Raw genomic sequence first — 20,761 nt, 5'->3', positions numbered from 1 at the left:
TACGAGACTGTTCGCGCGGCGGCCTACCACCAATACGGCCAACGCCATCCCTCATAGCGAACATAGGACGGCACAAACGGCGGACCATACGGATCGACCTTGTCGTCTTCGGGCCGATAGCGATAGCGCGGCACGACATTGTAGTCCCACGGCGTCGGCCTCAGCACGGGCGCCGTCACGATGAGCCGTTCCTGCGGAACGGCGACGACCTTCCGTGTGCGGGCTTCCGCGCCGGACGCCCCAAGCAGCACCAGCGCCGTTCCAAGCGCACATGCGACAGTCACGATCTTCATGCGTTGATCTCCTTTGCTGCGGAGAGTGCGCAAGGACGCCAGCCAAGGCAAGTCAATTCATCGCGGCTGAACGAAGTGCCGTAGGGTGGGCAAAGGCGCCCTCACGCCGTGCCCACGATCTCCCTCGGTCACATCAAATGCGCGAGCACGCCTCCGCCTGCGCTCTGCGAGCTTCGGCGGACGCTTTGCCCACCCTATTCGCAGCTCGGCCAGACCCTCGCCTTCCCTCAAGCCGCGCGCGTTTGCGGGCTGGCATTGATCTCCTTCAGGCACGGATCGCTCTCATGGATGGCGAGAATGTTGATGCCGAGCGTCATCAGCTGGTAGCCGACGTCCACGAGCCATTGCTCGAGCTGCTTCAGATCCGTCTTGATCTTCTCGATCAGCAGGATCGGGCGATAGCTCTTGATCGTCTCGCGCGCCCCGGCGAGCGCCTCCATCTCCATGCCCTCGATGTCGATCTTGATGAAATCGACCCGCGGCAAATTGAGCTCGTCCAGCGTCATCTTGCGCACCAGGACCGTGTTATTGGTGTAGTCGATCGGCTGACCGATGAATTCATTGCTGGGGCGCGGGCGCAGCTCCAGGCTGCCGAAGCTCGAGGGCATGAAATAGTTCGGGTTCGGCACCTGCATCGTGCCTGCCTCCGACGACACCGCCGCGTGCACCGCCAGCGCATTGAAGCAGTTGTTGATGGCGATGTTGCCGGCCAGCGCATAGTAGATCCGCTCCTGCGCCTCGATCGCGATCACCGAGCCCCAGCCGGTCATGGCGGATGCCCATTCGATCGTGTGCACGCCGATATTGGCGCCGCAGTCGATGGCGATGAGGCCGTCGCCATGGTGCTTGCGCCGCAACGCCAGAAGCTCCAGCGCGATCTTGACCTCGCCGGGATCGAACGCCGCCGCTTCCAGGATCTGATAGCCGACGCCGTAACCGCGGTCGGGGCCGACCATGCGATAGTCGAAGCGGTTGACGATCATGGTGCCGTGGTTGGACGAGGCCATGACAAAGGCCAGCTTTTGCCCCGCGATCGGCATTTGCAGAATCTCCTCAAGATGAGTGCGGATGCCGTTATTGCAAGGAGTGCTTATGCCAGGCTTGCCCCGATAGCAGTTGCGGGCGTAGTGCCGTAGGGTGGGCAAAGGCGCAACGCGCCGTGCCCACGAACTCTCTCGGTCACATCAAATGCGTGGGCACGCCGCGCTTTGCCCACCCTACGAAGCCCGCGCAAGACCAGGAATCACCTCATGACGGTCCTCCGCATCTCCGCCTTCTCCGACGGCATCAGGGGCGGCAATCCCGCCGGCGTCTGGATCGGCGACGCCCTGCCCGATGCGGCTGCCATGCAGACGATCGCGGCCGAAATCGGCTTCTCCGAGACGGCCTTTGCCGCGCCGGAAGGCGAAGCCTGGCGCGTCCGATATTTCTCGCCTGTCATGGAGGTGCCGTTCTGCGGCCACGCCACCATCGCGCTCGGCGCCGCGCTCGCCCATCGCTTCGGTGACCGGACGTTCGAATTGCATCTGAATGCTTCAGTGATCTCCGTGTCGGGCCGGCGCGACGGCAACACCATCGCGGCCGCGCTGCAATCGCCGCCGACGCGCAGCGCGCCGCTCGATCCCGGCTTGCGCGATGAATTGCTCGACCTGTTCGGCTATGCCAGCCCTGATCTCGACTCAAAGCTTCCGCCGGCAAAAATTCACGGCGGCGCCGATCATGTTCTGCTGGCCCTGCGATCGCGCCAAGCGCTGGCGCGCATGGCCTATGATTTCGAGCGCGGCCGCGCGCTGATGGCGCGGGAAGGCCTCATCACCATCGCGCTGGTGCACGTGGAGACGCCGCGCCTGTTCCACGTGCGCAATGCCTTTGCCGCCGGTGGCGTGGTCGAGGATCCCGCCACGGGCGCGGCCGCCGCCGCGTTCGCCGGCTATCTGCGCGACATCGGCTGGCCGCATGGCGGCGCCATCGACATCATCCAGGGCGAAGACATGGGCGCGCGCTCGCTGATCCGCGCCGAGATCGGCCCGGCCAAAGGCAGCTCGATCCTGATATCGGGCACGGCGCGGTTCATGGAGGGCTGATAGAAAAAACTCTTCGCCATCAGGCGCGTCAATTGCGTTTCAGGCTCAAGATGTACTCGGAGAGCACGTCGGCCTGATCGGGCGCGATCACCAGGTTCGGCATGTCGTGGTGGCTGGTGCGCCAGAACACCTTGAGCGAAAGCGCGGTGGTGCCGTGGCGGTCGGCGACGGCCTGGAAGCTCGGCGCCAGGTCGAAGAACCCGGACATGTCAGGCTCGATGGCGTGGCACGTCTGGCACCAGGCCTGCGCCAGGCGATGTCCTTCGGCAACTTTGCGCGGGGAAAGGGCGGATGCGCCAGCCGCGGTGTGGACGACGCCAAGGAGAAACAGCACCGACAAAGCGATCAGGACGGCAAGACCGAGGTAGATTCGAACGCTGCGCGACATCGCTCCGGCCTCGCCTTCGCTGCGGTGATTTCATCAGCGTAAGGCGGCCGGCGCGCAGGACATTTGATCTGCCTCAACTGGTGATCTGCCTCAACTGGCCGGCGCGATGTCCGCAGGAAGAGATGGGCTGCGCGCATCCGGGCTAAGGGCGCCGCGCCGTCGCACCTGCCCACCCTGCCATCCTACGCCTGTTTTGCCCGACGGATCAACAAATATTCTGTAATACCGAAATCGGAAAAGTCGCAGGCATTTCTACTGTGCATGGGGTTGTTTTCGCGAAAATTGACCTGCATCAAGACATCAGACCCGATTCCCCGCCAAGAGTCCGCCCATGACCTCCTCGACACACTGCCCCGCCTGCCGCTCCGAACACGCCTATCAGGATCGCGATCTCTGGATCTGCCCGGAGTGCGGCCATGAATGGAGCGCGCTTCCCGGCGCCACCGCGGAGGCGCCTGATGAGGCCGGCGTGCGCGACGCCCATGGCAATGTTCTGGCCGACGGCGACAGCGTCATCGTGATGAAGGACCTCAAGGTCAAGGGCTCGTCCTCGGTCGTCAAGGGCGGCACCAAGGTGCGCAACATCCGTCTGCAGGACGCCACCGACGGCCACAACATCGCCTGCAAGATCGACGGCATCGGCGCCATGAACCTGAAGTCGGAGTTCGTGAAGAAGGCCTGAGGCGGAGCTCGCCCGCCCCGCTGCCGTTCTCGGCCGGCGGATTTGATGCTAAGCTCCGCCCGGCTGGCGGAGGAGCGCATCATGACAATCTTTCGACGAATCCTGCTGACATCTGCGGCACAAGTGCTGCTGCTTGGCGCGGTCACTGCAGCCAGCGCCGACGGCCTCTGCGGTCCCGGCTGCCACACCAGCATGTTCGGCGCCTGCGTCGCCGATGGCTGGGAGACCGGCGCGCGGGTCCGGAATGAATGTCCTGTCACGACGCGCCCACGCCCGCCCTGCGGCGGACCGGACTATGTCTGGAGTCCGCGCAAGCAGGCCTGCTTTCCCCGGGTGAAAGACTGGCTCTGACGCGCCTGTCGTCGACTGCGCTCAGAAGAAGCCGGAGCTGAGATCGAGCCCGTAGGTCAGGCTGAGCACGAACACGAACAGCGCGGCAGCTGCGAACATCGCGAGATGCCGGACAATGAACTCACGCGGCGAGGTGGCGGCAACAACGACTTTCTGCGCAACGGGCATGACGGCTCCACTATGAAAAATGATTCTTGGCCGCCAATATGCGGCGCGCGCATCAAGCGCCGCGATCAGCAAAACAACTATTAAGCAGATCACACTCGTTTTGAACCGCGGTACACACGTCGCGCGCGATCAGGCATTTTTGCGCGGAGGAATTCTCAGTCAGCGCATCGAGACGCAACGCCCCGGCGCCACGGGAACCTCGGGGAACCCGAGTTGCATTTGCGCAACACCGGCTTGAAAAGCCCGATTTGGGAGATTTGCGCCATTGCGCTGCCACATCATCTCTCAAACAATTGACCCGCCGCGTACTTGGCTATGCAATCTGGTTCGTTCGCGAACCTCGGAGGCAGGGATCATGAATGATCGGCAGTCTCTTCTTGTGGCTGTTGCGTGCCCCTCGGCCGTGATGGTCGGCTGGCTGGCGCTCTCCCTTTCTGCTTATGCCCCCGCCTTGATCGAGAACAGCGGCGCCAATGCAGCCGCCGTCTCCCGCGCCAAAGATCTCACCCGTCTCGAGCTTGCCGACATCCCGCGTGCCGCAACGATCGACGATGGTATCGCGCTGACCGCCGACATCGCCGCGGCTGCCACACCACCCCTGGCGATCGTCGAACCGCCACCGCCCGAAGCATCCGCCCCCGCCGTCCAACTCGCCTCGGCCGATCCGACCGAGGTCTTGCCTGCGGCCTCGCCCGCGCCGCAGATCGCGCCCGAACCAGCCCCCGTCGCCAACGAAGCTGCGGCCGTCATCAACGAAACTGCGGCCGTCACCAACGATGCCGCGTCCGCCGCGAATGAGTCTGCACCCGCGGCCGAGCCCGCAATCAAGCTCGCCTCTGCCGATCCCGGCGACGTCGTGCCGCAGGAGACGCTGTCGCCCGCCGCCATCGCGAGCGGGCCCGTGTCCGAGAGCAAGGCCTCGCCGTCTGCCGACACGGTGGCCGTGCTCGACGAATGCTTCTCGATGGATGCCTGCATCGACCGCTATCTCTGGGCGCTTTACCAGCGCACGCCGAAGGAAGACTCGATCAAGGTCGAGGACCGCCGTGCCGTCACCATCAAGCGCAGGGGCAAGATGGTCACCGTGATGCGCAGCTTCACGAAGCTCGTCGACGAGGATTTTACCTGGAAGGATCCGAAGGCGGCCGAGCACGCCAAGATGCCGCTGATGGACTACGTCATCGGCGGCATGGACAAGAGCTTCAAGCAGAAGCTGTTCCGCATGCTACTTGCTGCGGAAGCTGCCGGTCTGTCGCCCGGCATCACCAGCGCGTTCCGTGACGATTACCGCCAGGAGATTGCGAGCGGCCTGAAGGCGGCGTCCAACCGCTCCTATCACGGCGGCAGCCTTCGCGGTGGCTACGGCCACGGCCTCGCAGCAGACATCGTCAGCACCAAGGGCAACAACCGCGCGCAGCGTTGGACCTCGACGGAAGTACTGTGGAAATGGGTCGACGCCAACGGCAAGGCGCTCGGCATCGGTCGGCCCTATCTCGACCACGATCCGCCGCATGTCGGCCCGATCGATGGCCCGGAATATATCTCCAAGCGCGGCATCGCGACCGACCGCAAGGAGGCCGCCAACACCAAATCGAAAAAGGCGCGCGTTGTGGCCAGCGCCAAGCGCTCCAAGGCGCAGGCTGCACGCGAGCAGAGGGCTTCTGCAAAATCGCAAAAATCGGCGCAATCGGCCGGGAAGCGGACGACTTGATCCGGACCTTAAGTGCCTGATACGGGCAGCGGCACGAGACGCATCTCCGCCGATCCTGCCGCTTGCGTACGAACGAGCACGGCAAAAATAGTTTCGACCGCAAGCCGCACCGCCGCCTCGATCGCCGTGCCCTTGGCAAGACGCGCCGCGATCAGGCCGGTCAGGAGATCGCCGGTGCCATAGGGGCGGATCGGCAGGCGCGGCGTCGCAAAGCGCGACAATTGCCCGTCAGCACACAGGATCGTCTCCACCTGCCCCGCTTGCGTGTCCGCCAGCGTGCAGCCGGTGGCGACGACGTCGATCCGGCGTTGCCCCGCCAGCGCGGCCGCTGCGGCGCGCAGGCCCTCGGTATCAGCAATCTTGACGCCGGAGAGCAGCTCGAGCTCGAACTGGTTCGGCGTGATCAGGTGCGCCGCCGGCACCAGGCGGTGCCGTACCACATCGAGGATTCCGTCGGCGACATAAACGCGATCGTCGTCGCCGATCACGGGATCGCAGAGATAGACCAGCCTGGAATTGCGCGCCAGCGCTCGCTCGACGAAATCGGCGATGACGACGGCGTTGTCGGGTGAGCCGAGATAGCCGGTGACGAGCACGGCGGCCTCATCGACGAGGCCTCGTTCCTCGACGCCCCTCAGCAGATCGGCGACCAGCTCTGCGTCGAGCACCCGTCCGCGCAAAGTCGGGTAACGCGGATGGTTCGACAGCAGCGTCGTTGGCACCGCGGCGACGTTCACGCCCTCGGCCTGCATGGCGTGAACCGCCGCGCTGTTGCCGACATGGCCGTGGACGACCTGGCTTTGAATCGAAATGACGAGCATGCAAGAGCTCCGTAAGATCAAAAGCCTGAGGTGGCAAGTGCACCCACGGATGTCAGGAATGACCTCCGCGGTGCGCCAGCTCGTTGAGGTAGGCGCAGAACATGTCGGCCAGCCCGTCGGCGTGACGGATGATCTCCGCCTCGCTGCGCGATGTCTCCGAGAAGCGCTTGCCAATTTCAGTCAGCGTCGTCTTGATCAGCTCCCCGGCGAGCTCGCGCGTTGCCTCCGGCGCGTTTGGCAGCGCGTCGCGCATGAAGGCCGCGACGATGCCCTTGCCCGCCGCGCGCGCTTCCTGCGCCTCGGGCGCATCGCGATAGAGTGGCGCGGCATCGCTGAGCGCGCCGCGGATCGCGGCCTCCTCGCATTCCGAGCGAATGAAGGCGTGCACCAGCGCGCGCAACCGCGCCGGTGGCGGCCTCGTCCCATCAGCCAAAATGCCGCGCAGAAGCTCGCTCGTGCTGCGCCATTCGTCGCTTTGCAGGCGGAACAGGATCGCCGCCTTGTTGGGAAAATATTGATAGAGCGAGCCAACGCTCACCCCGGCCCTGTCAGCCACCCGCGCGGTGGTGAAGCGCTGTGCGCCCTCCTTCGCCAGAACCTGAACCGCGGCATCGAGAATCGCCGCAACGAGCTCGTTGGAGCGCGCCTGTTGCGGCTGTTTTCGTGAGGAAACTGAACGGCTTCGACGATCGGCCATAACGCTTCCAGGGGAATGCGAATAGGAAATGCGATGCATTAGTCGTATTTCCATTCGCACGCAAGCATGCGCTCTGCCCTGAACCTGGAGATACCAAATGACCACCCCGACAATCACATCGCTGGCACCGCTGCTGGATCGTCTGTTCGACCAGGACGAAGCAGCGCGCGGCGACCTGCGAGCCGCCTTCGCCGGTGTGACTGACGCCGAACGCGTCAAGATGACGCGAAGCAAGACGGGTTACCGCGACCTCTACGCCCGCCTGAAGGACGCACCACTCGCCGTCTCGCGCGAGACGGGCAGCCTGCTGTACATGCTGGCGCGCAGCGCGCGCGCCAGCACGATCATCGAATTCGGCACCTCGTTCGGCATCTCGGCCCTGCATTTGGCTGCAGCCTTGCGCGACAATGGTGGCGGACGCCTCATCACCAGCGAATTCGAACCATCCAAGGTTACGCGGGCCCGCGACAATCTCAGCGACGGCGGGCTGATTGATCTGGTCGAAATCCGCGAAGGTGATGCGCTGAAGACGCTGAGCGTCGATCTACCCGATCAGATCGATCTCGTGCTGCTCGACGGCGCCAAGGCGCTCTATCCAGAAATCCTCGATCTGGTCGAGGATCGCTTGAAGCCGGGCGCGATCATCGTGGCGGACAATGCCGACGACAGCCCCGATTATCTGGCGCGCGTGCGCGCGCCCGGCAGCGGCTACATGTCCACACCCTTCGCAGAGGATGTCGAGCTCTCCGTGCGGATCATTTAGAACCGCATCGAACATATCGCGCATCCCGGAGCCGCCGTACGATTCGTCGCGCGGTGGCTTGGTGTCGTCGGCCGGGGAGGTCTTCAGGTTCGCCTTGTCGCAGGCTCGTCATTCACACGTGATAGCTGCTCTCGACACAAAAGCCATGTTGCGCGTGCTGAACATACCTATCGCGCGATATCTTTCCCGCGCACGCTCGAGATCGCAATGACCTCCGCTTTCACCTCCTATGCTGCGCTTGCCCTCGCTATCGTGTTCGAAGTGACGGCATCGGCCTTTTTGCAGCAGTCCGCACAGTTCACGCGGTCGTGGCCGACACTGGCAATGGTGCTGTTCTACGTCGCCTCGTTCTACGCGCTGTCGGTCGCGATCCGGGTGATCCCCTTGAGCATTGCCTATGCGATCTGGGGTGGGGTCGGCATCATCCTGACCGCCACCGTCTCGTTCGTGCTGTTCCGCCAGATGCTGGACGCTGCAGCCTTCGTCGGCATCGCCCTGATCGTCTCAGGCGTCGTCGTCATCAACCTGTTCTCCCAGACCACGGCGCATTGATGCCGGCGAATCAAAATGGTGAAACGACCCACCGATCTGCGCGCCGTGCACGACCGCCTGATCGCACAGACCTATCGCCGCCAGTAGTCAGGCGACTATTGGCCCTGCACAGCAGGCTTGGGCGGACGCGGTTTGGATTTTGCTGACTTGGATCCGGGCTTCGCCGCAGGGCCAGGAGGCGGCGTGTCGACTGATACCAGATAGGCCGCGAGCGCCTTCGCCGTATCCGGGCCGGCCGAATAATGATCTTGAAGGAACCAGGACAGCGTCAGGGTGTAGCGCCCCTTGGCAAGCCCGCGGGGACTGCGATGGCAGGCTGCACAGCCGTCGGCGAACAGCTTTTCGGGCGATTTGCCGGCGTCGAGATTTTGCGCGGAGACAAACGGCGTCGTCAGCACCGCGGCAGCCGCGGCAAAGATTCCAAGAATCATCAGAGGCGCGATGACCTCGCGCCCCGGTCGAAATAGCAATCTCAATGTCGTCCCCAGCCCGTGCTGCGGTCAAGCCGCCAGCAATCGATCGAACTCCGGCGGAGCGTAGGCCTTGCCGTCCTGATCGGTGATGACAACGCGCCACCCTTCGCTTGCCCAAACCTTCGCCTTTGCCACGATGAGCAATCGGCTCTCGCGGGCAAAACTGTACTTCTCATTGTCGCGTTCTGCGATCATTTTATAGGCCAATGTACATCCCCTAGCGTTGCCCCGCACCCGATCTCGTCGTGGCAGCCGCCTTTGGCGGCATTTCGCCGGGAGCGTGGCAATTTGGTGCCATCCGCGGCAGCATTGTGAGCCGCCCTGCTCGAGCCGAGCGAAGGCGCCTCGTGATGTGCTGCATCGTGAATGTGATTCTGCCTGCCAGAAGCTGGTTCGAAGGCTCGCCTGCGGACGCGCAGGTACCAAGCCGCCAGCCGGGCTCCGGCCCATCGCCGCCGCGACAGAACCGATAGCACCCGGGCTCCGCCTTAGTGGACGCGGATCACATGTGGCCGGCCGAGATCTATCAGACCCTGCACAGCCGATAGACGGTCGTCCAGGGCCGCAATGGTGAGCAGCAAATTGTTGCGACGCTCGTCGAGCATACCCATCTGCGCGCTGGAGAGTTTTGCGCTCGCCCGTTCCTTGTGGATGCCGTCGAGGGATTCGCGCAAGCCGGCAATCAAGCCGGCCAGCTGCTTGGCCTCTCTCGTCATCGACCGCTTCGCGACACTTTGGCGGCGCGACTCCGCCTGGTTTTGTCTCATCGTCATCATCCTCCCGTAGCCCCGCTGCCCCGAGTGGACGCTTACAGCTTTGAATAGAGATATTACGATCAATGAAATCTGTGCGCGAAGAACTTTCTTAAATTGTACGCGGCCGGAACCCGCGCCGCGCCAAAAAGAAAGCCCGGCACGAAGGCCGGGCTTTCGTTCGCGGATCCTAGTGTTTCTCGTGGCCGCCCGGCGCGCCGCCACCGTGTGGAGCGGGAGCGGCATTGACGTGCGGAGCAGCGCCACCACCGCCGCCGGGATGCGCCATCGCAGGCGCAGGTGCGGCCGCTCGCGGCGCCGGCATCTGCGCGTGCGCATTCATCGGCGCGCCATGGCTGACATTCGGCTGAGCGACGTGCGGCATCGTAGGCCGCGCCGCCGGTGCAGCTGCCACGCGCGGCGCTTCATGTGCACGCGCCGTTTCATGTGGACGCGACATGGGCTGCGCACGCACCGCGGCACGACTCGCCGCCTGTTCGTGCATCATGCGTGCCTGCGCGTCGCGGGGATTGCGCGCCTGCACGGCGGCGCGCTCATTGACGATACGCTGGCTTCGTTCGGTACGATTCCGGTCGATCCCAACCGCAGCTTCGCGCTTGGCGATGGTCGCATCATGCCGCGCCGTCACGGCGTCGCGCCCGGAGACCGCGACATTGCCCTTGACGTGCGCATCGCGGCCCAGCGCGATCGCAGCATCGCGCGTCGCCGCACGGCCGATGCGGGCGGCGCGCGGATCGATCGTCATCCGTGTCGCGAAGCGCTCATGCGACGTCCAGTAGCCATCCCAGTAAGCATGACGGCGATACCAAGGACGTCCTTCGTAGTAGCTCGACCAGTACGAGCTCAGCACGAAGGGAACGACCGGCACGTCGACCTCGTCGGCATAATCAGGGAGATAGACGTAATGATTGCGATAGAGATATTCGAGATATTGCGACGACACCCAGCCGCGGTCGTCGGAGAAGCTCACGTCACACCAGGCATGGCCGCGCAGGCAACCATGGATGTTGACACGGGCGCCCTCGGGGATGCGATCGACCAGCGGAAAGCCCGCACCCGGACCGGCGCGCAAGCCCGTCGAGACGGTGACGATCCCAGGCGCGGCCAATACAGCGGTCGGGGCAAGCAGCAATGCGGCAACTAAAGCGGTTTTCAGTCTCATGGCGAAGTCCTCCTCTGGGAGGCGGAACGCGCAAGCGGAATAAAGCGTTCCGCTCGCGAGCGTCGCATCAGCCAAAAGATTGAGATCCGCGCTGGGCTTGGTTCAATATTCATCCGCCATTCATCAGCGGAGCAAAACCTCAGTTCGCTTGCAGCATAAAGCCGTCGAAATACCCGGCGAGCCCGGCAAAATCATTGAGCGGCAGCACCTGCGCGACGTACTGGTCCGGCCGCACCACGATCATGCAGCCGGCCTTTCGGTCGATGCCACGCATGGCGAAAATGTCGTGGCCACTCTTGAGGTCAGGACAGAACATCTTTTCGTAGTCGAGCAGACCGTAGCGTCCTTTGCGCGGGAGGAGCAGCGCGGGCATTGCCTCGATCGCAAGCTCGCGATGGCCTTGCTGAAACACTGCGCGCAGGTCGATGACACTGTCGATGTCGGAGCCCACGGGAGTGTATCTCCGGATCGGAGATTCCCGGGACCCCGCAAGAAAATTACACAGGGCATGAATCGCCGACCCCGTCATTGCAGGGTTCTCAGCCGGAGAAAATGCATAGAGGCGGAAGCGGCCATCGGCCTGCGCCGCGTGGCCGAGATGAACGGGCTTGGCGTCCCCGAGCCGAATCACTGGAGCCGAGTGGAAGCGCTTGCCGATGACGAAGCCTTTCGCGAGATGCTGATGCGCGGCCGTGCCGGTGAGGATCGACGGCGCGTAGTGCGTCGCCGTGCCAGCCGTGTAGCGGCCATGCCTGACAAAATAATCCTGCGTCTTCGCCGCATCGGCCCCGCCGGCCTTCGCCGCCGAGGCCAAAATCCCGGCCCATTCACGATCGAAATCGATCAGCTCCTTTGCCACCGCTTGCCGCTCGGCCGAATAGGAATGCAGCAGGCTTGGTGCGCTCTGCTTCCGCAGCACCGCAGCAAGCTTCCAGCCGAGATTGAAGGCGTCCTGCATCGAGACGTTCATGCCTTGCCCGGCCTTCGGACTATGGGTGTGGCAGGCATCGCCGGCAATGAAGATGCGCGGCAGCCGCGTCGCGGTTTCTGCGTCCGGTACGTCATCGAACTTGTCGGTCAGGCGCTGGCCGATCTCGTAGACCGACCACCAGGCGATCTCCTTCACGTCGAGCGTGTGCGGCTTCAATATCCGCTGCGCCTTCGCAATGACGTCGTCAGCCGTGATGTTGCGGCTTGCGACGCGCTCGCCGACATCGAGTTTTGCCAGCTCGACATAGATGCGAACCATATAACCGCCCTCGCGCGGAATGATGAGAAGGCTGCCGTCCTTCGCCGACTGGATCAGGGTCTTGAAGCGGATATCGGGGAAATCGGTGACCGCCAGCACATCCATCACGCCCCAGGCGTGGTTGGCGGAATCCCCATGCAGCTCGCGGCCAATCGATCTGCGCACCGTGCTGCGCGCGCCGTCGCAGCCGACGACGTAGCGTGCCTTGATGGTCTCGACCTTGCCTTCGTTCGCCGCATCGCCACGTTCAAGGCGCACGGTCACCGCATGATCGGCGGGACCTGCGGCCGGATCGACCTGCAGGTCGAGCAGGCGCCTGCTGTAATAGGGTTCGAGCTTGGCCCGAGATTTGCGCATGACGTCGAGAAATCCGTCATGAACGCGCGCCTGGTTGAGGATGACGTGCGGGAATTCCGACAGCCCGTCCTCGACGTCCTGCACACGGCCGCTGCGGACGATCTTCTCGGGGCTGTGCTCGTCCGGCTTCCAGAACGTCGTCTCGTTCACCCAATAGGCTTCCTTGAGCACGCGCTCGCTGAAGCCAAAGGCGTGGAACATCTCCATGGTGCGGCAGGCGATGCCGTCGGCCTGGCCGACGGTGAGCCGGCCCGGCTTCTGTTCTACGATGCAGGTCTTGATATCGGCGAACTGCGCGAGCTGCGCTGCAAGCGTCAGGCCGGCAGGGCCACAGCCGACGATGAGGACATCGACCTCGCCTGGCACGGCGCCCTCGGCACCTCCGGCCTGCACGCGCTCGGCGGGATCGGCGATTTCAGGGTCGCCCGGCTGGAATCCATTGAGATGGAATTGCATGCACACCTCTCCCGTCGACGACTTGTTCAATATTGATCAGTATACTGACTATCAGTATACTCGTCAATCATCCGCGACCGTCCCTGCCCTCACGGAGAATTCGGTGAAAGACAACAACGACATGCCCGGCCATTTGGCGCGGCGATTTCAGCAGATCGCGGTGGCGGTATTCTTGGCCGAGGTCGGCGAAGCCGGGTTCGACCTCACGCCGGTGCAGTATGCGGCGCTTGCGACCATCAAGGCCAATCCGGGACTCGACCAGGTCACGCTCGCCGGCCTGATCGCCTATGACCGCACCACCATCACCGGCGTCGTCGATCGCCTGGTGCAGAAGGGCCTTGTCGAGCGCCGCGCCAGTCCCCGCGACCGCCGCGCCCGCGCGCTGGAGATCACCGACGAGGGCCGGCGCACGCTGCGCAAGATCACGCCGGCGGTTGAATCCGCCCAAGCGATCATGCTGCGCGGCCTCAGCGCCAGGGAAGGAGAGGAACTGATGCGGCTGCTGCGCAAGGCCATCGCCGCCGGCAATGAGCTTAGCCGCGCCCCGTTGCGTGAGGTCGATCTCAAGGCGTGACCAGTTCCCGGATTACGTAGATGCCGCAGAGCGGCGAAACCTGGAACTAACTTTCGGCTGCTACCGTCGCTGCCAATTCGGCGCTTAACGCGCGATTAACTTTGCCGTTTGGAGTTTCGGATGTCCAGGTTCGTCATTGCGACCGCAATCATCGTGCTGTCCGCCGGCCATGCGCTCGCGAACGGGCACGGCGGCGGCGAAGCCCCTCCTCCGCCGAAGACCGAGGCGACGACGGCGCCCGCGAGGGTGGTCCTGACCAAGCAGGGCCCCAAGCTCGTCGATCTCAAGGGGATGACGCTCTACACTTACGAGCGCGACACCAACGGAAAGACGTCGAACTGCAACGGCAAGTGCACCGAAAATTGGGTGCCGCTCGCCGCCACCGCCGAAGCCAAGCCCATCGGCGATTTCACCGTGATCGATCGTGCAGACGGCAGCAAGATGTGGGCGTACCGCTATCGCCCACTCTACACGTCACCGGCCGACAAGGCGCCGGGCGATGTCAACGGCAACGCCACGACGCTGCAATGGCGCATAGCGCGGCCTGACAATTAAGGCGCGAACGGCGCGCGTTCGCCAGCGTTCGGCGCGCCCGCAAGCTTGGCGTGAGCCGTGGCATCGACCGCGGCGTAATTCACCTCGGGCGTCCAATTCAACGCCGCGTAAAGCACCAGTCCGGCCAGGATCGATCCGTAGAAACCGAGCGCGGCCCAACGCCAACTGCGTACGATGCGGCGATCGTTCTCGTCAAATTGCTCAATGAAATTCTGCATGATGCCTCCAATGGCAACGAGCCATGGAGGCATAGCGCACCTGCAGCAAAACGCCTGTGAAGCAATTCACCCTTGCGGCAGTCACCTCGCCCGGCGGGCCATCAAGCTTCGGTGATGCCGACCGACGTGACAGGTCAGATCGGTTGCCTTATCCGTGCCAGCTCGGCCCCGACTCGATCTGCGCGCTCTGGCCCGGCGGCAGTACCACGACGGTCGCGTTGAGCTTCACCCGGTCGAACAGATCGATCACGTCCTCATTGCGCATCCGGATACAGCCCGACGAGATCGCCTGCCCGATGTATTCCGGCTGGTTGGTGCCGTGGATGCGATAGAGCGTGTCCTTGTTGCCGACATAGAGATAGATGCCACGTGCACCCAGCGGATTGGCGGGACCGCCGGGCACGCGCGCCGGATAGGGCCCTAATCGCGCCTGGATCTCGGGGGTCGGCACCCAGTCCGGCCATTCCGCCAGCCGGCCGACGCGCGCAACGCCCGAGAAGGCCATCGCCTCCTCGCCGACCGCGACGCCATAGCGGATCGCCTTGCCGTCGGGCAGCACGTAGTAGAGGTAGCGCGCATTGGTATCGACCAGGATGGTGCCCGGCTGCTCCTTGCGCGGATAATCGACGATGTGACGAAGATATTGCTCGGGCACGTTTGCCTGGGCGTAAGGCGTGTGTGCGAGCAACTGACGGTCGCGCGCGGTCATGCTCGCATCCGTCGATGGCGAGAGAGTCGTCTGCATGCAGCCGCCGAGCGGCAGCAGCGCAATGGCGAACAAAACGAGGAGAGATCTTGGCACCGCCGGCCCCCCGATTAGCGGATAGCACCCCCAGCAGCCTCAGATGCTGCCCAAATCGTGCTGAAAACAAGGCAACGCGGAACAATTGGCCGTGTTCGGCATATCAGGTTCCATCACCACATCTGGCAGAAGACGGTCGCGATGTCTCCATCGCCTCGCCTTGCTTTGGTCAAACCCGGCTGGACTCGTGGGGCTCGGAGCTCGGATGGGCTCATGCAACAGATCGGCTCGCGCCAATGCGGACGACCAAGGGGTCAAAGGAGCTGCGATGCTCGCGACGTTGAACAGCCGCCAGATCGTCGATGAGATCGTGAAGGACACGGTCAAGGACACGGTCAAGGACAACGATCCGCATGATGCAGTACAGATTTCGCCCGATGTGATCAGGGCATCGCGCGTGAACAGCCAGGCGCCCACGCTGGCACCGGAGTTCACGGCTCGCCCCGAGCCGAAATTCGCGCTGGACCGGAAATTGACGATCGAGCCGAAGTTCAGCCCCGTTTCGGAGCCGCCGGCAGTGGCGCCCCAAGCAGCTGCACCTTCGGTCGACACCGCAGTCCGCGTCACCGCATCAGATGATCACATCAGGCCGAAGCGATCGGCGGCTGGCAAATGGCTGCGCGGCGCGTTCGTGACGTTTCTGTTTGCGGGCGGCAGCGCCGCCGCGACCATCGCCTGGGAGAGGCACGGCGACACTGCGACGCAGATGCTCGCCGAATGGACACCGGCCCTGATGTCGCTGCTCCCTTCGACCTCGCAGACAGCACCGGTCGCAGCCGCGCAGACAGCACCGGTCGCAGCCCCGCAGGCGACGCCATCCGCCGCGCAGGATCAGGCTACCGATCAAGCCGCTGCACCGCCAGTCGCGACGGCCGCTGCCGCACCGGCGGCAAGTGCCGCACCAGCAGCAACACCAACCGATGCCGCGTCTTCGGTGGAATCGATGACGCGCGACATCGCCGCGATGGCGCAGCAGATCGAGCAGCTGAAGGCCAACATCGCCGAGTTGAAGGCAGGTCAGGAACAGATGGTGCGCGAGATGGCGAAGCCGCCAGCGCCCAAGCCGATCACTGAGGCGAAACCACCGGTCACCTCGCCCGCGCGCGTGTCGGCGCTGCCGCCGCGCGGTCCGGCGCCGATGCCGCCTGTTCGCAAACCGAAGCCCGTGGTATCGCACACCTACGCGCCGGCTTATGCGCCGGCGCCATCAGCACCACCGCCGCCTTCACAGGCTGCCGCGGTGCCGCCGCCATCGATGGCACCGCCGGTCGCGACGACGCAAGCTGTCGCCGATGACGACGGACCCGTCGTGCGTCCGCCGATGCCGCTGCGCTAAAGCATGATGATGACGATTCATCCTGATCTCATCGCGCTTGAGAGCCTCAACCAATCGAACGACGCAAGCTGTCCTGTTCGATGTGATGATGTGATGATGTGATGATGTGAGTCCGTGCAACTACGGGGATGCGCGACTCAACAAAAAGAGAAAAGGCCGTCGGGATCTATGCCGCCGGCCTTCTCTTGCAGCTGCCGGTTCCCGGAGCCCGGTTCTGCTGCAATTCCATGCCTTATGATCATGTGGACATATTTAATAAAATCTTAAAGCGCTCGAACGTTGCACATCATTTCTGCGCCATACGCACAGAGATTGCGCGCTCCGTTCTCGGTTAGAGATCGACTCAGTGCTATGATCCAGCTTGTGTCGAAGACTTCCGTTGAAGCCTTCTTGGTGAAGATTTGGGTCGTCACACCGGGGAATTCGGATGCCGTACTACTCCTTCGATCTCGTTGACGGTGAAGAGTTCAAGAACCAGGGCGGAATCATCCTCGAAGATATCGAGGTCGCCTCCGATCGCGCCGTTCAACTCGCAAGCGAGCTGTCGCAGGTGAAGCCTGAGCTGCAGCGGAAAGGTTGCTCGGTGCGCGTCACCGATCGCGATCACAAAGAGGTCTATCGCACCCCGCTCGATCCCGTGCCGGCCTGGCGGCGCTAAGCGTCTGCACCGCACGCGCACGCGACAATCGCGCCCCGCCACCATTGCGGAGCGGCCCGCAGGACGCTAGCCTCCCCGGAAAACGAGGAGGACCCAGGGATGCGCGCCCCTTTGCTGTTGGCAGGCCTGTTGCTCATCGCAGCTCCAGCCCGGGCAGCTGATGATCACACCCGCTCGAACTATGTGACGATGGTCTTGCAGGCCTTCGCCGCCAAGGTCGAGTGCCCTGGTACTGATGTCGTCTATCAGGATCTGGTGCAAAAGGCCCAGCAGATGCAGCTGCCCGACGGCACCACCGAGCAGGTGCGCAAGGCGATTGCCTGGATGCACACCGGCGGCAAGATGGGCGAGAAGCAGGCCGACGACATCATGGCGGAGGTCGCGGTCGCAACCCAGATGACCGACCTCGACCAGCGTCGGCTCGGCATGAGCAATTGGTGCGAAAAGCAGAAGACCAACCTCGCCGGTGTGATCCGCAGCAAGGGCGGCTAGGCCCTATTGCGCCGTTAACGACACTGGGATCGAACTGCCGGCGCGGCAAATAATCGTCACATTCCTCGGCAGCATGCGGCGTCTTCGAGCAGGAGATCCCCATGCGAATTGCCCATGTTGTTTTCGCAAGTGCTCTCGCGATCGGCGCCGCGCTGACCGCCCCAGCCGTCGCGAAGAATGCCGACGCCCAGAAGGGCGAGGACAAACCGACTTCTTCGTCCTGCAGCGCCTATCAGCAGGCAGCGAACGGATCGTGGGAGCCGCTTCCGTGCAAGGAAACCGGCGAGCGGGCGCAGCCGCAGACCCAGCACAAGCCGGCGCCGCAAGGCGCTGAGCAAGGCGAACGCTGAGCCGCGGATCATGCGAGCCGCGTCCTCGACATAAGGATGGAACCTGAAGGAGCTGACGCTGCTCAGCTGTGCGCCGGGCCGCGCATGATCTTCATGGCATCGGCGATGTGACGCCATTCCCTGGCCTCGTCAGCCTCCCCACGCCCCTCGCAGGCTTGGGCCTGTTCGGCAGCCTTGGCGATCGCCGAGAAACCATGCTTCTCCAGCATTTGCCGGGCGATGGTATGGACCTGGACCTCGGACATCATGGGTGCTCTCCCGTCATGAGGACACCGCGGCGCGCGGCTCGGCGCTCCGCGGGCTTGCTGACAACGATCGAATAGCGCGTCTCGTTCCCGCTCATGCGAACGACAAAGGCGGCCCGCTGTGCCCAGCGGACCGCCTTTGCACCCACCCCAAATGGGAGCGGCGTCGGCCGGGCACCCCTACCCGACCGCCACTTTCTTGCGCTCGAAATCGTTGGGCACCTCGATATCGACCTCCAACGTCGAGACCTCGTCGCCGCGTTCGAGCCGTACGATCACCTTGGTCGGATCCAGCATCACATGCCTGGAGACGACAGCCAGAATTTCCTCACGCAGCACGCCGAGCAGATCAGGCTGGCCGCGTAGTCCGCGTTCATGGGCCAGCAGGATCTGCAGCCGTTCGCGCGCGACGGGTGCGGATGCCTTGTTGCCGCGGAGAAGCCGGAGCAGACCCATGCTCATGCAGCCCTCCGTCGCAGCAGTCGATCCATGAAACCCTTGCGCTCGGTCGGCACCTGCATGGCGACCGTTTCGCCGCACAGCCGCCTCGCCGCATCGATATAGGCCCGCGCGGGTGCGCCTTCCGCGTTCGACAGCGTCACCGGCGTGCCGACGTTGGAGGCCTTCAGCACGTCCTGGCTCTCGGGGATGATGCCGAGCAAGGGCGTTGCGAGGATTTCCAGGATGTCGTCGATGGTCAGCATCTCGCCGCGCGCGGCACGCGAGGGATCGTAGCGCGTGATGAGAATATGCTTCTCGACGCGCTCGCCCTTCTCGGCCCGCACCGTCTTGGAATCGAGCATGCCGATGATGCGATCGGAATCGCGCACCGAGGAGACTTCCGGATTGGTGACGATGACGGCCTCATCGGCAAAGCGCATCGCCATGGAGGCGCCGCGCTCGATGCCGGCGGGGCTGTCGCAGATCACCCAGTCGAACCGGCTGCGCAAATCGGCGATGACCTTGCCGACGCCCTCTTCCGTCAGCGCGTCCTTGTCGCGGGTTTGCGAGGCGGGCAGCAGCCAGAGATTCTCCAGCCGCTTGTCCTTGATCAGCGCCTGCGGGAGCTTTGCCACCCCCTGCACCACGTTGATGAGGTCGAACACCACGCGGCGTTCGGCGCCCATCACGAGGTCGAGGTTGCGCAAGCCCACGTCGAAATCGACGACGACGACCTTGTCGCCGCGTTGCGCCAGCGCCGCCCCCAATGCGGCGGTCGTGGTCGTCTTGCCGACGCCGCCCTTGCCTGATGTCACGACCAGTACTTTGGCCATTTCAAATCTCTCCTTCTGGTCAGTTCAGCGCAGTAATTCGCATGGTGTTGCCTTGCAGCCAGGCCTGGGCCGGCTTGCCGCGCAAGGCGCTGTCGATGTCGTCCGCAGTCTGATAAAATCCATCGATCGCAAGCAGTTCGGCCTCGATCTTCTGGCAATAGATGCGCGCGCTCGTGTGTCCGTTCACGCCCGCCATGGCGCGGCCGCGCAGCGCGCCATAGATGTGGATGGAGCCGCCGGCAACGACCTCGGCGCCGGAGCCGACCGAGCCCAGAATGGTAACGTCGCCTTCGGGAAAGATCACGGTTTGGCCCGAGCGCACGGGGCTCTCGAGCAGCAGCGAGGTCGGCTTGGTCTCGACCTTGGCTTGCGGCTTTTTCGGCGCGGTCGGCTCGATCACGCAGCTCCGCCCGCCCGACAGCAACGGCGGCATCGACGGGGTCAACCGGCTCTCCTCCACGCCCTCGATGCCGAGCACGCGGATGTTGCGGTCCTGAAGGCTGGTGAGCAGATGACCGATGCCGGACTGGCTGAGATCGACCGAGGACAGATCGATGACGACGGGCCGGCCGGCGAAGAACCCTGGCGAGCGCGCGATGGTGGTGTCGATTTCCTGGAGCCAGTCCTGGATCGGAACCGTCGGCACGAAGACGAAGGCCACGTAGGAGCGCCCGCGCAGGCGCACCATTTGGCGTTGGACTTTTGCTGCAGCCTCCATGGTGGCCGACTCGTTCCCCGTTATTGAATGGTTAACGATGCAGCCAATGTGGTTAATGTCCGGTTAATTTCTCCGTGGGGTTACGTTGGATGAGGCGTGAAGGAGCGCCCGGGCCAGGCGCTCGAAACCCGTGGGGTGGGCAAAGCGAAGCGTGCCCACCTTCCGCGTGCGATCGGAGAGAGATCGTGGGCACGGCGCTTTGCGCCTTTGCCCACCCTACGAGAGCGAGGGCGTAGCCCCGTGGGCTACATCCGGGCATCGAAGACCGCGAAGGCAACGCTCAGAGCAGCTTCGCGCTCACGAACAAGGCGCGCACGGCATTGGTCGCCTGGACCGCGAGCATGGCGTTGCCGGCAGCGCCCTCCAGCGCCGCGATGGCCTCTTCATGCAGCGAGCGGAATTCCATCCACTCGACCGATTTGAAGTTGGTGAGGAATTGATAGGCCTGGCCGACGGTCGCGATCGCCAGCGTGTCACCGTTCAGCTTGATCTTGAACGTCGTGCGCAGCGGGGTCTCGGAGCTCTGTGGATCACTCATGGGCTGCTTCTGAACGACAAC

30 protein-coding genes are annotated in these 20,761 nt (G+C 63.9%); 12 read left to right on the top strand and 18 right to left on the bottom strand.

Features of this window, described 5'->3' with window-relative positions; genetic code table 11:
* Positions 1 to 23: 23 nt before the first annotated feature.
* Together XH98_RS11435 and XH98_RS11430 are read right to left on the bottom strand one after the other, a co-directional pair.
* Positions 24 to 293, bottom strand: coding sequence for a hypothetical protein (locus XH98_RS11435; protein ID WP_271602912.1), 270 nt, complete (start codon positions 291 to 293; stop codon positions 24 to 26).
* 227 nt (positions 294 to 520) lie between these two features.
* Positions 521 to 1,333: an FkbM family methyltransferase gene (locus XH98_RS11430; protein ID WP_271618641.1), complete on the bottom strand. Its 813-nt coding sequence runs from the start codon at positions 1,331 to 1,333 to the stop codon at positions 521 to 523.
* A 210-nt stretch (positions 1,334 to 1,543) separates the two neighbouring features.
* Between XH98_RS11430 and XH98_RS11425 the strand changes: the two genes are divergently transcribed.
* On the top strand, positions 1,544 to 2,377 hold the full coding sequence (locus tag XH98_RS11425; protein ID WP_271618640.1) for a PhzF family phenazine biosynthesis protein: 834 nt from the start codon (positions 1,544 to 1,546) through the stop codon (positions 2,375 to 2,377).
* 28 nt (positions 2,378 to 2,405) lie between these two features.
* On the opposite strand, the gene XH98_RS11420 is transcribed toward XH98_RS11425, so the two are convergent.
* Positions 2,406 to 2,765, bottom strand: a complete 360-nt coding sequence (locus tag XH98_RS11420) for a c-type cytochrome (protein ID WP_271618639.1) — start codon at positions 2,763 to 2,765, stop codon at positions 2,406 to 2,408.
* 331 nt (positions 2,766 to 3,096) lie between these two features.
* Between XH98_RS11420 and XH98_RS11415 the strand changes: the two genes are divergently transcribed.
* Both XH98_RS11415 and XH98_RS11410 read left to right on the top strand, forming a co-directional pair.
* Positions 3,097 to 3,447, top strand: coding sequence for a zinc ribbon domain-containing protein YjdM (locus XH98_RS11415; protein ID WP_271618638.1), 351 nt, complete (start codon positions 3,097 to 3,099; stop codon positions 3,445 to 3,447).
* Between the two features lie 81 nt (positions 3,448 to 3,528).
* On the top strand, positions 3,529 to 3,798 hold the full coding sequence (locus XH98_RS11410; protein WP_271602916.1) for a hypothetical protein: 270 nt from the start codon (positions 3,529 to 3,531) through the stop codon (positions 3,796 to 3,798).
* A 21-nt stretch (positions 3,799 to 3,819) separates the two neighbouring features.
* Here XH98_RS11410 and XH98_RS11405 read toward each other — a convergent pair whose 3' ends face one another.
* On the bottom strand, positions 3,820 to 3,966 hold the full coding sequence (locus tag XH98_RS11405) for a hypothetical protein (RefSeq protein ID WP_271618637.1): 147 nt from the start codon (positions 3,964 to 3,966) through the stop codon (positions 3,820 to 3,822).
* Positions 3,967 to 4,321: 355 nt separating this feature from the next.
* Here XH98_RS11405 and XH98_RS11400 point away from each other — a divergent pair, with 355 nt between their 5' ends.
* Positions 4,322 to 5,677, top strand: coding sequence for a hypothetical protein (locus XH98_RS11400; protein ID WP_271618636.1), 1,356 nt, complete (start codon positions 4,322 to 4,324; stop codon positions 5,675 to 5,677).
* A gap of 8 nt (positions 5,678 to 5,685) precedes the next feature.
* Here XH98_RS11400 and pdxY read toward each other — a convergent pair whose 3' ends face one another.
* Both pdxY and XH98_RS11390 read right to left on the bottom strand, forming a co-directional pair.
* Positions 5,686 to 6,498, bottom strand: a complete 813-nt coding sequence (gene pdxY, locus XH98_RS11395) for a pyridoxal kinase (protein ID WP_271618635.1) — start codon at positions 6,496 to 6,498, stop codon at positions 5,686 to 5,688.
* 52 nt (positions 6,499 to 6,550) lie between these two features.
* Positions 6,551 to 7,195 carry a TetR family transcriptional regulator gene (locus tag XH98_RS11390; RefSeq protein WP_271602920.1) on the bottom strand — a complete coding sequence of 215 codons (645 nt, stop codon included), beginning with the start codon at positions 7,193 to 7,195 and terminating at the stop codon, positions 6,551 to 6,553.
* Between the two features lie 97 nt (positions 7,196 to 7,292).
* Between XH98_RS11390 and XH98_RS11385 the strand changes: the two genes are divergently transcribed.
* Both XH98_RS11385 and XH98_RS11380 read left to right on the top strand, forming a co-directional pair.
* Positions 7,293 to 7,958, top strand: a complete 666-nt coding sequence (locus XH98_RS11385; protein WP_271618634.1) for an O-methyltransferase — start codon at positions 7,293 to 7,295, stop codon at positions 7,956 to 7,958.
* A 207-nt stretch (positions 7,959 to 8,165) separates the two neighbouring features.
* Positions 8,166 to 8,510: a DMT family transporter gene (locus XH98_RS11380; RefSeq protein WP_271602922.1), complete on the top strand. Its 345-nt coding sequence runs from the start codon at positions 8,166 to 8,168 to the stop codon at positions 8,508 to 8,510.
* A gap of 95 nt (positions 8,511 to 8,605) precedes the next feature.
* Here the strand turns inward: XH98_RS11380 and XH98_RS11375 are convergent, their stop codons facing one another.
* The 5 genes from XH98_RS11375 to XH98_RS11355 all read right to left on the bottom strand — a co-directional run bounded on the left by XH98_RS11375 (position 8,606) and on the right by XH98_RS11355 (position 12,980).
* Positions 8,606 to 8,941, bottom strand: coding sequence for a hypothetical protein (locus XH98_RS11375; protein ID WP_271602923.1), 336 nt, complete (start codon positions 8,939 to 8,941; stop codon positions 8,606 to 8,608).
* A 69-nt stretch (positions 8,942 to 9,010) separates the two neighbouring features.
* Positions 9,011 to 9,217 (bottom strand): hypothetical protein, encoded by a 207-nt coding sequence (locus XH98_RS11370; RefSeq protein WP_057757642.1) that lies wholly within the window; start codon positions 9,215 to 9,217, stop codon positions 9,011 to 9,013.
* A 254-nt stretch (positions 9,218 to 9,471) separates the two neighbouring features.
* Positions 9,472 to 9,699 carry a hypothetical protein gene (locus XH98_RS11365; protein WP_271602924.1) on the bottom strand — a complete coding sequence of 76 codons (228 nt, stop codon included), beginning with the start codon at positions 9,697 to 9,699 and terminating at the stop codon, positions 9,472 to 9,474.
* Between the two features lie 226 nt (positions 9,700 to 9,925).
* Entirely contained in the window at positions 9,926 to 10,918 is a 993-nt protein-coding gene (locus XH98_RS11360) for an SH3 domain-containing protein (protein ID WP_271618633.1), read from the bottom strand.
* A 139-nt stretch (positions 10,919 to 11,057) separates the two neighbouring features.
* On the bottom strand, positions 11,058 to 12,980 hold the full coding sequence (locus XH98_RS11355) for an FAD-binding monooxygenase (RefSeq protein WP_271618632.1): 1,923 nt from the start codon (positions 12,978 to 12,980) through the stop codon (positions 11,058 to 11,060).
* Positions 12,981 to 13,083: 103 nt separating this feature from the next.
* Here XH98_RS11355 and XH98_RS11350 point away from each other — a divergent pair, with 103 nt between their 5' ends.
* A complete protein-coding gene (locus tag XH98_RS11350; RefSeq protein WP_271602927.1) occupies positions 13,084 to 13,554 on the top strand; it encodes a MarR family winged helix-turn-helix transcriptional regulator in 471 nt (156 codons plus the stop codon).
* Positions 13,555 to 13,674: 120 nt separating this feature from the next.
* Entirely contained in the window at positions 13,675 to 14,109 is a 435-nt protein-coding gene (locus XH98_RS11345; RefSeq protein ID WP_271602928.1) for a COG4315 family predicted lipoprotein, read from the top strand.
* On the opposite strand, the gene XH98_RS11340 is transcribed toward XH98_RS11345, so the two are convergent.
* A complete protein-coding gene (locus tag XH98_RS11340) occupies positions 14,106 to 14,327 on the bottom strand; it encodes a hypothetical protein (RefSeq protein WP_271602929.1) in 222 nt (73 codons plus the stop codon). The two genes, XH98_RS11345 and XH98_RS11340, sit on opposite strands and share 4 nt — an antisense overlap.
* A 148-nt stretch (positions 14,328 to 14,475) precedes the next feature.
* Complete coding sequence (locus XH98_RS11335) at positions 14,476 to 15,072, bottom strand: L,D-transpeptidase (RefSeq protein WP_167354021.1); 597 nt, start codon at positions 15,070 to 15,072, stop codon at positions 14,476 to 14,478.
* Between the two features lie 325 nt (positions 15,073 to 15,397).
* Here XH98_RS11335 and XH98_RS11330 point away from each other — a divergent pair, with 325 nt between their 5' ends.
* The 4 genes from XH98_RS11330 (at position 15,398) to XH98_RS11315 (ending at position 17,965) form a co-directional block, all read left to right on the top strand.
* Positions 15,398 to 16,465: a hypothetical protein gene (locus tag XH98_RS11330; protein ID WP_271618631.1), complete on the top strand. Its 1,068-nt coding sequence runs from the start codon at positions 15,398 to 15,400 to the stop codon at positions 16,463 to 16,465.
* Between the two features lie 427 nt (positions 16,466 to 16,892).
* Positions 16,893 to 17,123 carry a DUF6894 family protein gene (locus tag XH98_RS11325; RefSeq protein WP_057757659.1) on the top strand — a complete coding sequence of 77 codons (231 nt, stop codon included), beginning with the start codon at positions 16,893 to 16,895 and terminating at the stop codon, positions 17,121 to 17,123.
* A 99-nt stretch (positions 17,124 to 17,222) separates the two neighbouring features.
* A complete protein-coding gene (locus tag XH98_RS11320) occupies positions 17,223 to 17,615 on the top strand; it encodes a hypothetical protein (RefSeq protein WP_271602931.1) in 393 nt (130 codons plus the stop codon).
* A gap of 101 nt (positions 17,616 to 17,716) precedes the next feature.
* Positions 17,717 to 17,965, top strand: a complete 249-nt coding sequence (locus XH98_RS11315; RefSeq protein ID WP_057757668.1) for a hypothetical protein — start codon at positions 17,717 to 17,719, stop codon at positions 17,963 to 17,965.
* 62 nt (positions 17,966 to 18,027) lie between these two features.
* Here the strand turns inward: XH98_RS11315 and XH98_RS11310 are convergent, their stop codons facing one another.
* The 5 genes from XH98_RS11310 to XH98_RS11290 form a co-directional block, all read right to left on the bottom strand.
* A complete protein-coding gene (locus tag XH98_RS11310; protein WP_271602932.1) occupies positions 18,028 to 18,213 on the bottom strand; it encodes a hypothetical protein in 186 nt (61 codons plus the stop codon).
* Between the two features lie 177 nt (positions 18,214 to 18,390).
* On the bottom strand, positions 18,391 to 18,672 hold the full coding sequence (gene minE / locus XH98_RS11305; RefSeq protein ID WP_220003415.1) for a cell division topological specificity factor MinE: 282 nt from the start codon (positions 18,670 to 18,672) through the stop codon (positions 18,391 to 18,393).
* Entirely contained in the window at positions 18,669 to 19,484 is an 816-nt protein-coding gene (gene minD / locus XH98_RS11300; RefSeq protein ID WP_057757677.1) for a septum site-determining protein MinD, read from the bottom strand. The genes minE and minD overlap by 4 nt, the downstream gene beginning before the upstream one ends.
* A 19-nt stretch (positions 19,485 to 19,503) precedes the next feature.
* Positions 19,504 to 20,202 (bottom strand): septum site-determining protein MinC, encoded by a 699-nt coding sequence (minC, locus tag XH98_RS11295; RefSeq protein WP_057757680.1) that lies wholly within the window; start codon positions 20,200 to 20,202, stop codon positions 19,504 to 19,506.
* 280 nt (positions 20,203 to 20,482) lie between these two features.
* Positions 20,483 to 20,740, bottom strand: coding sequence for a hypothetical protein (locus tag XH98_RS11290; protein WP_057757683.1), 258 nt, complete (start codon positions 20,738 to 20,740; stop codon positions 20,483 to 20,485).
* Positions 20,741 to 20,761: the final 21 nt, after the last annotated feature.

It is taken from the genome of Bradyrhizobium sp. CCBAU 51745, from assembly GCF_028128715.1.
Taxonomy (GTDB): Bacteria; Pseudomonadota; Alphaproteobacteria; order Rhizobiales; family Xanthobacteraceae; genus Bradyrhizobium; species Bradyrhizobium manausense.
The sequence above is the reverse complement of the archived record's forward strand: the minus strand, read 5'-3'. Positions and strand labels throughout refer to the sequence as shown.

Excerpts from the sequence above, each read along its gene's own strand:
- XH98_RS11435 (WP_271602912.1), bottom strand. The coding sequence starts at position 293 with ATGAAGATCGTGACTGTCGCATGTGCGCTTGGAACGGCGCTGGTGCTG.
- XH98_RS11430 (WP_271618641.1), bottom strand. The coding sequence starts at position 1,333 with ATGCCGATCGCGGGGCAAAAGCTGGCCTTTGTCATGGCCTCGTCCAAC.
- XH98_RS11425 (WP_271618640.1), top strand. The coding sequence starts at position 1,544 with ATGACGGTCCTCCGCATCTCCGCCTTCTCCGACGGCATCAGGGGCGGC.
- XH98_RS11420 (WP_271618639.1), bottom strand. The coding sequence starts at position 2,765 with ATGTCGCGCAGCGTTCGAATCTACCTCGGTCTTGCCGTCCTGATCGCT.
- XH98_RS11415 (WP_271618638.1), top strand. The coding sequence starts at position 3,097 with ATGACCTCCTCGACACACTGCCCCGCCTGCCGCTCCGAACACGCCTAT.
- XH98_RS11410 (WP_271602916.1), top strand. The coding sequence starts at position 3,529 with ATGACAATCTTTCGACGAATCCTGCTGACATCTGCGGCACAAGTGCTG.
- XH98_RS11405 (WP_271618637.1), bottom strand. The coding sequence starts at position 3,966 with ATGCCCGTTGCGCAGAAAGTCGTTGTTGCCGCCACCTCGCCGCGTGAG.
- XH98_RS11400 (WP_271618636.1), top strand. The coding sequence starts at position 4,322 with ATGAATGATCGGCAGTCTCTTCTTGTGGCTGTTGCGTGCCCCTCGGCC.
- pdxY (WP_271618635.1), bottom strand. The coding sequence starts at position 6,498 with ATGCTCGTCATTTCGATTCAAAGCCAGGTCGTCCACGGCCATGTCGGC.
- XH98_RS11390 (WP_271602920.1), bottom strand. The coding sequence starts at position 7,195 with ATGGCCGATCGTCGAAGCCGTTCAGTTTCCTCACGAAAACAGCCGCAA.
- XH98_RS11385 (WP_271618634.1), top strand. The coding sequence starts at position 7,293 with ATGACCACCCCGACAATCACATCGCTGGCACCGCTGCTGGATCGTCTG.
- XH98_RS11380 (WP_271602922.1), top strand. The coding sequence starts at position 8,166 with ATGACCTCCGCTTTCACCTCCTATGCTGCGCTTGCCCTCGCTATCGTG.
- XH98_RS11375 (WP_271602923.1), bottom strand. The coding sequence starts at position 8,941 with ATGATTCTTGGAATCTTTGCCGCGGCTGCCGCGGTGCTGACGACGCCG.
- XH98_RS11365 (WP_271602924.1), bottom strand. The coding sequence starts at position 9,699 with ATGACGAGAGAGGCCAAGCAGCTGGCCGGCTTGATTGCCGGCTTGCGC.
- XH98_RS11360 (WP_271618633.1), bottom strand. The coding sequence starts at position 10,918 with ATGAGACTGAAAACCGCTTTAGTTGCCGCATTGCTGCTTGCCCCGACC.
- XH98_RS11355 (WP_271618632.1), bottom strand. The coding sequence starts at position 12,980 with ATGCAATTCCATCTCAATGGATTCCAGCCGGGCGACCCTGAAATCGCC.
- XH98_RS11345 (WP_271602928.1), top strand. The coding sequence starts at position 13,675 with ATGTCCAGGTTCGTCATTGCGACCGCAATCATCGTGCTGTCCGCCGGC.
- XH98_RS11340 (WP_271602929.1), bottom strand. The coding sequence starts at position 14,327 with ATGCAGAATTTCATTGAGCAATTTGACGAGAACGATCGCCGCATCGTA.
- XH98_RS11335 (WP_167354021.1), bottom strand. The coding sequence starts at position 15,072 with ATGCAGACGACTCTCTCGCCATCGACGGATGCGAGCATGACCGCGCGC.
- XH98_RS11330 (WP_271618631.1), top strand. The coding sequence starts at position 15,398 with ATGCTCGCGACGTTGAACAGCCGCCAGATCGTCGATGAGATCGTGAAG.
- XH98_RS11325 (WP_057757659.1), top strand. The coding sequence starts at position 16,893 with ATGCCGTACTACTCCTTCGATCTCGTTGACGGTGAAGAGTTCAAGAAC.
- XH98_RS11320 (WP_271602931.1), top strand. The coding sequence starts at position 17,223 with ATGCGCGCCCCTTTGCTGTTGGCAGGCCTGTTGCTCATCGCAGCTCCA.
- XH98_RS11315 (WP_057757668.1), top strand. The coding sequence starts at position 17,717 with ATGCGAATTGCCCATGTTGTTTTCGCAAGTGCTCTCGCGATCGGCGCC.
- XH98_RS11310 (WP_271602932.1), bottom strand. The coding sequence starts at position 18,213 with ATGATGTCCGAGGTCCAGGTCCATACCATCGCCCGGCAAATGCTGGAG.
- minE (WP_220003415.1), bottom strand. The coding sequence starts at position 18,672 with ATGAGCATGGGTCTGCTCCGGCTTCTCCGCGGCAACAAGGCATCCGCA.
- minD (WP_057757677.1), bottom strand. The coding sequence starts at position 19,484 with ATGGCCAAAGTACTGGTCGTGACATCAGGCAAGGGCGGCGTCGGCAAG.
- minC (WP_057757680.1), bottom strand. The coding sequence starts at position 20,202 with ATGGAGGCTGCAGCAAAAGTCCAACGCCAAATGGTGCGCCTGCGCGGG.
- XH98_RS11290 (WP_057757683.1), bottom strand. The coding sequence starts at position 20,740 with ATGAGTGATCCACAGAGCTCCGAGACCCCGCTGCGCACGACGTTCAAG.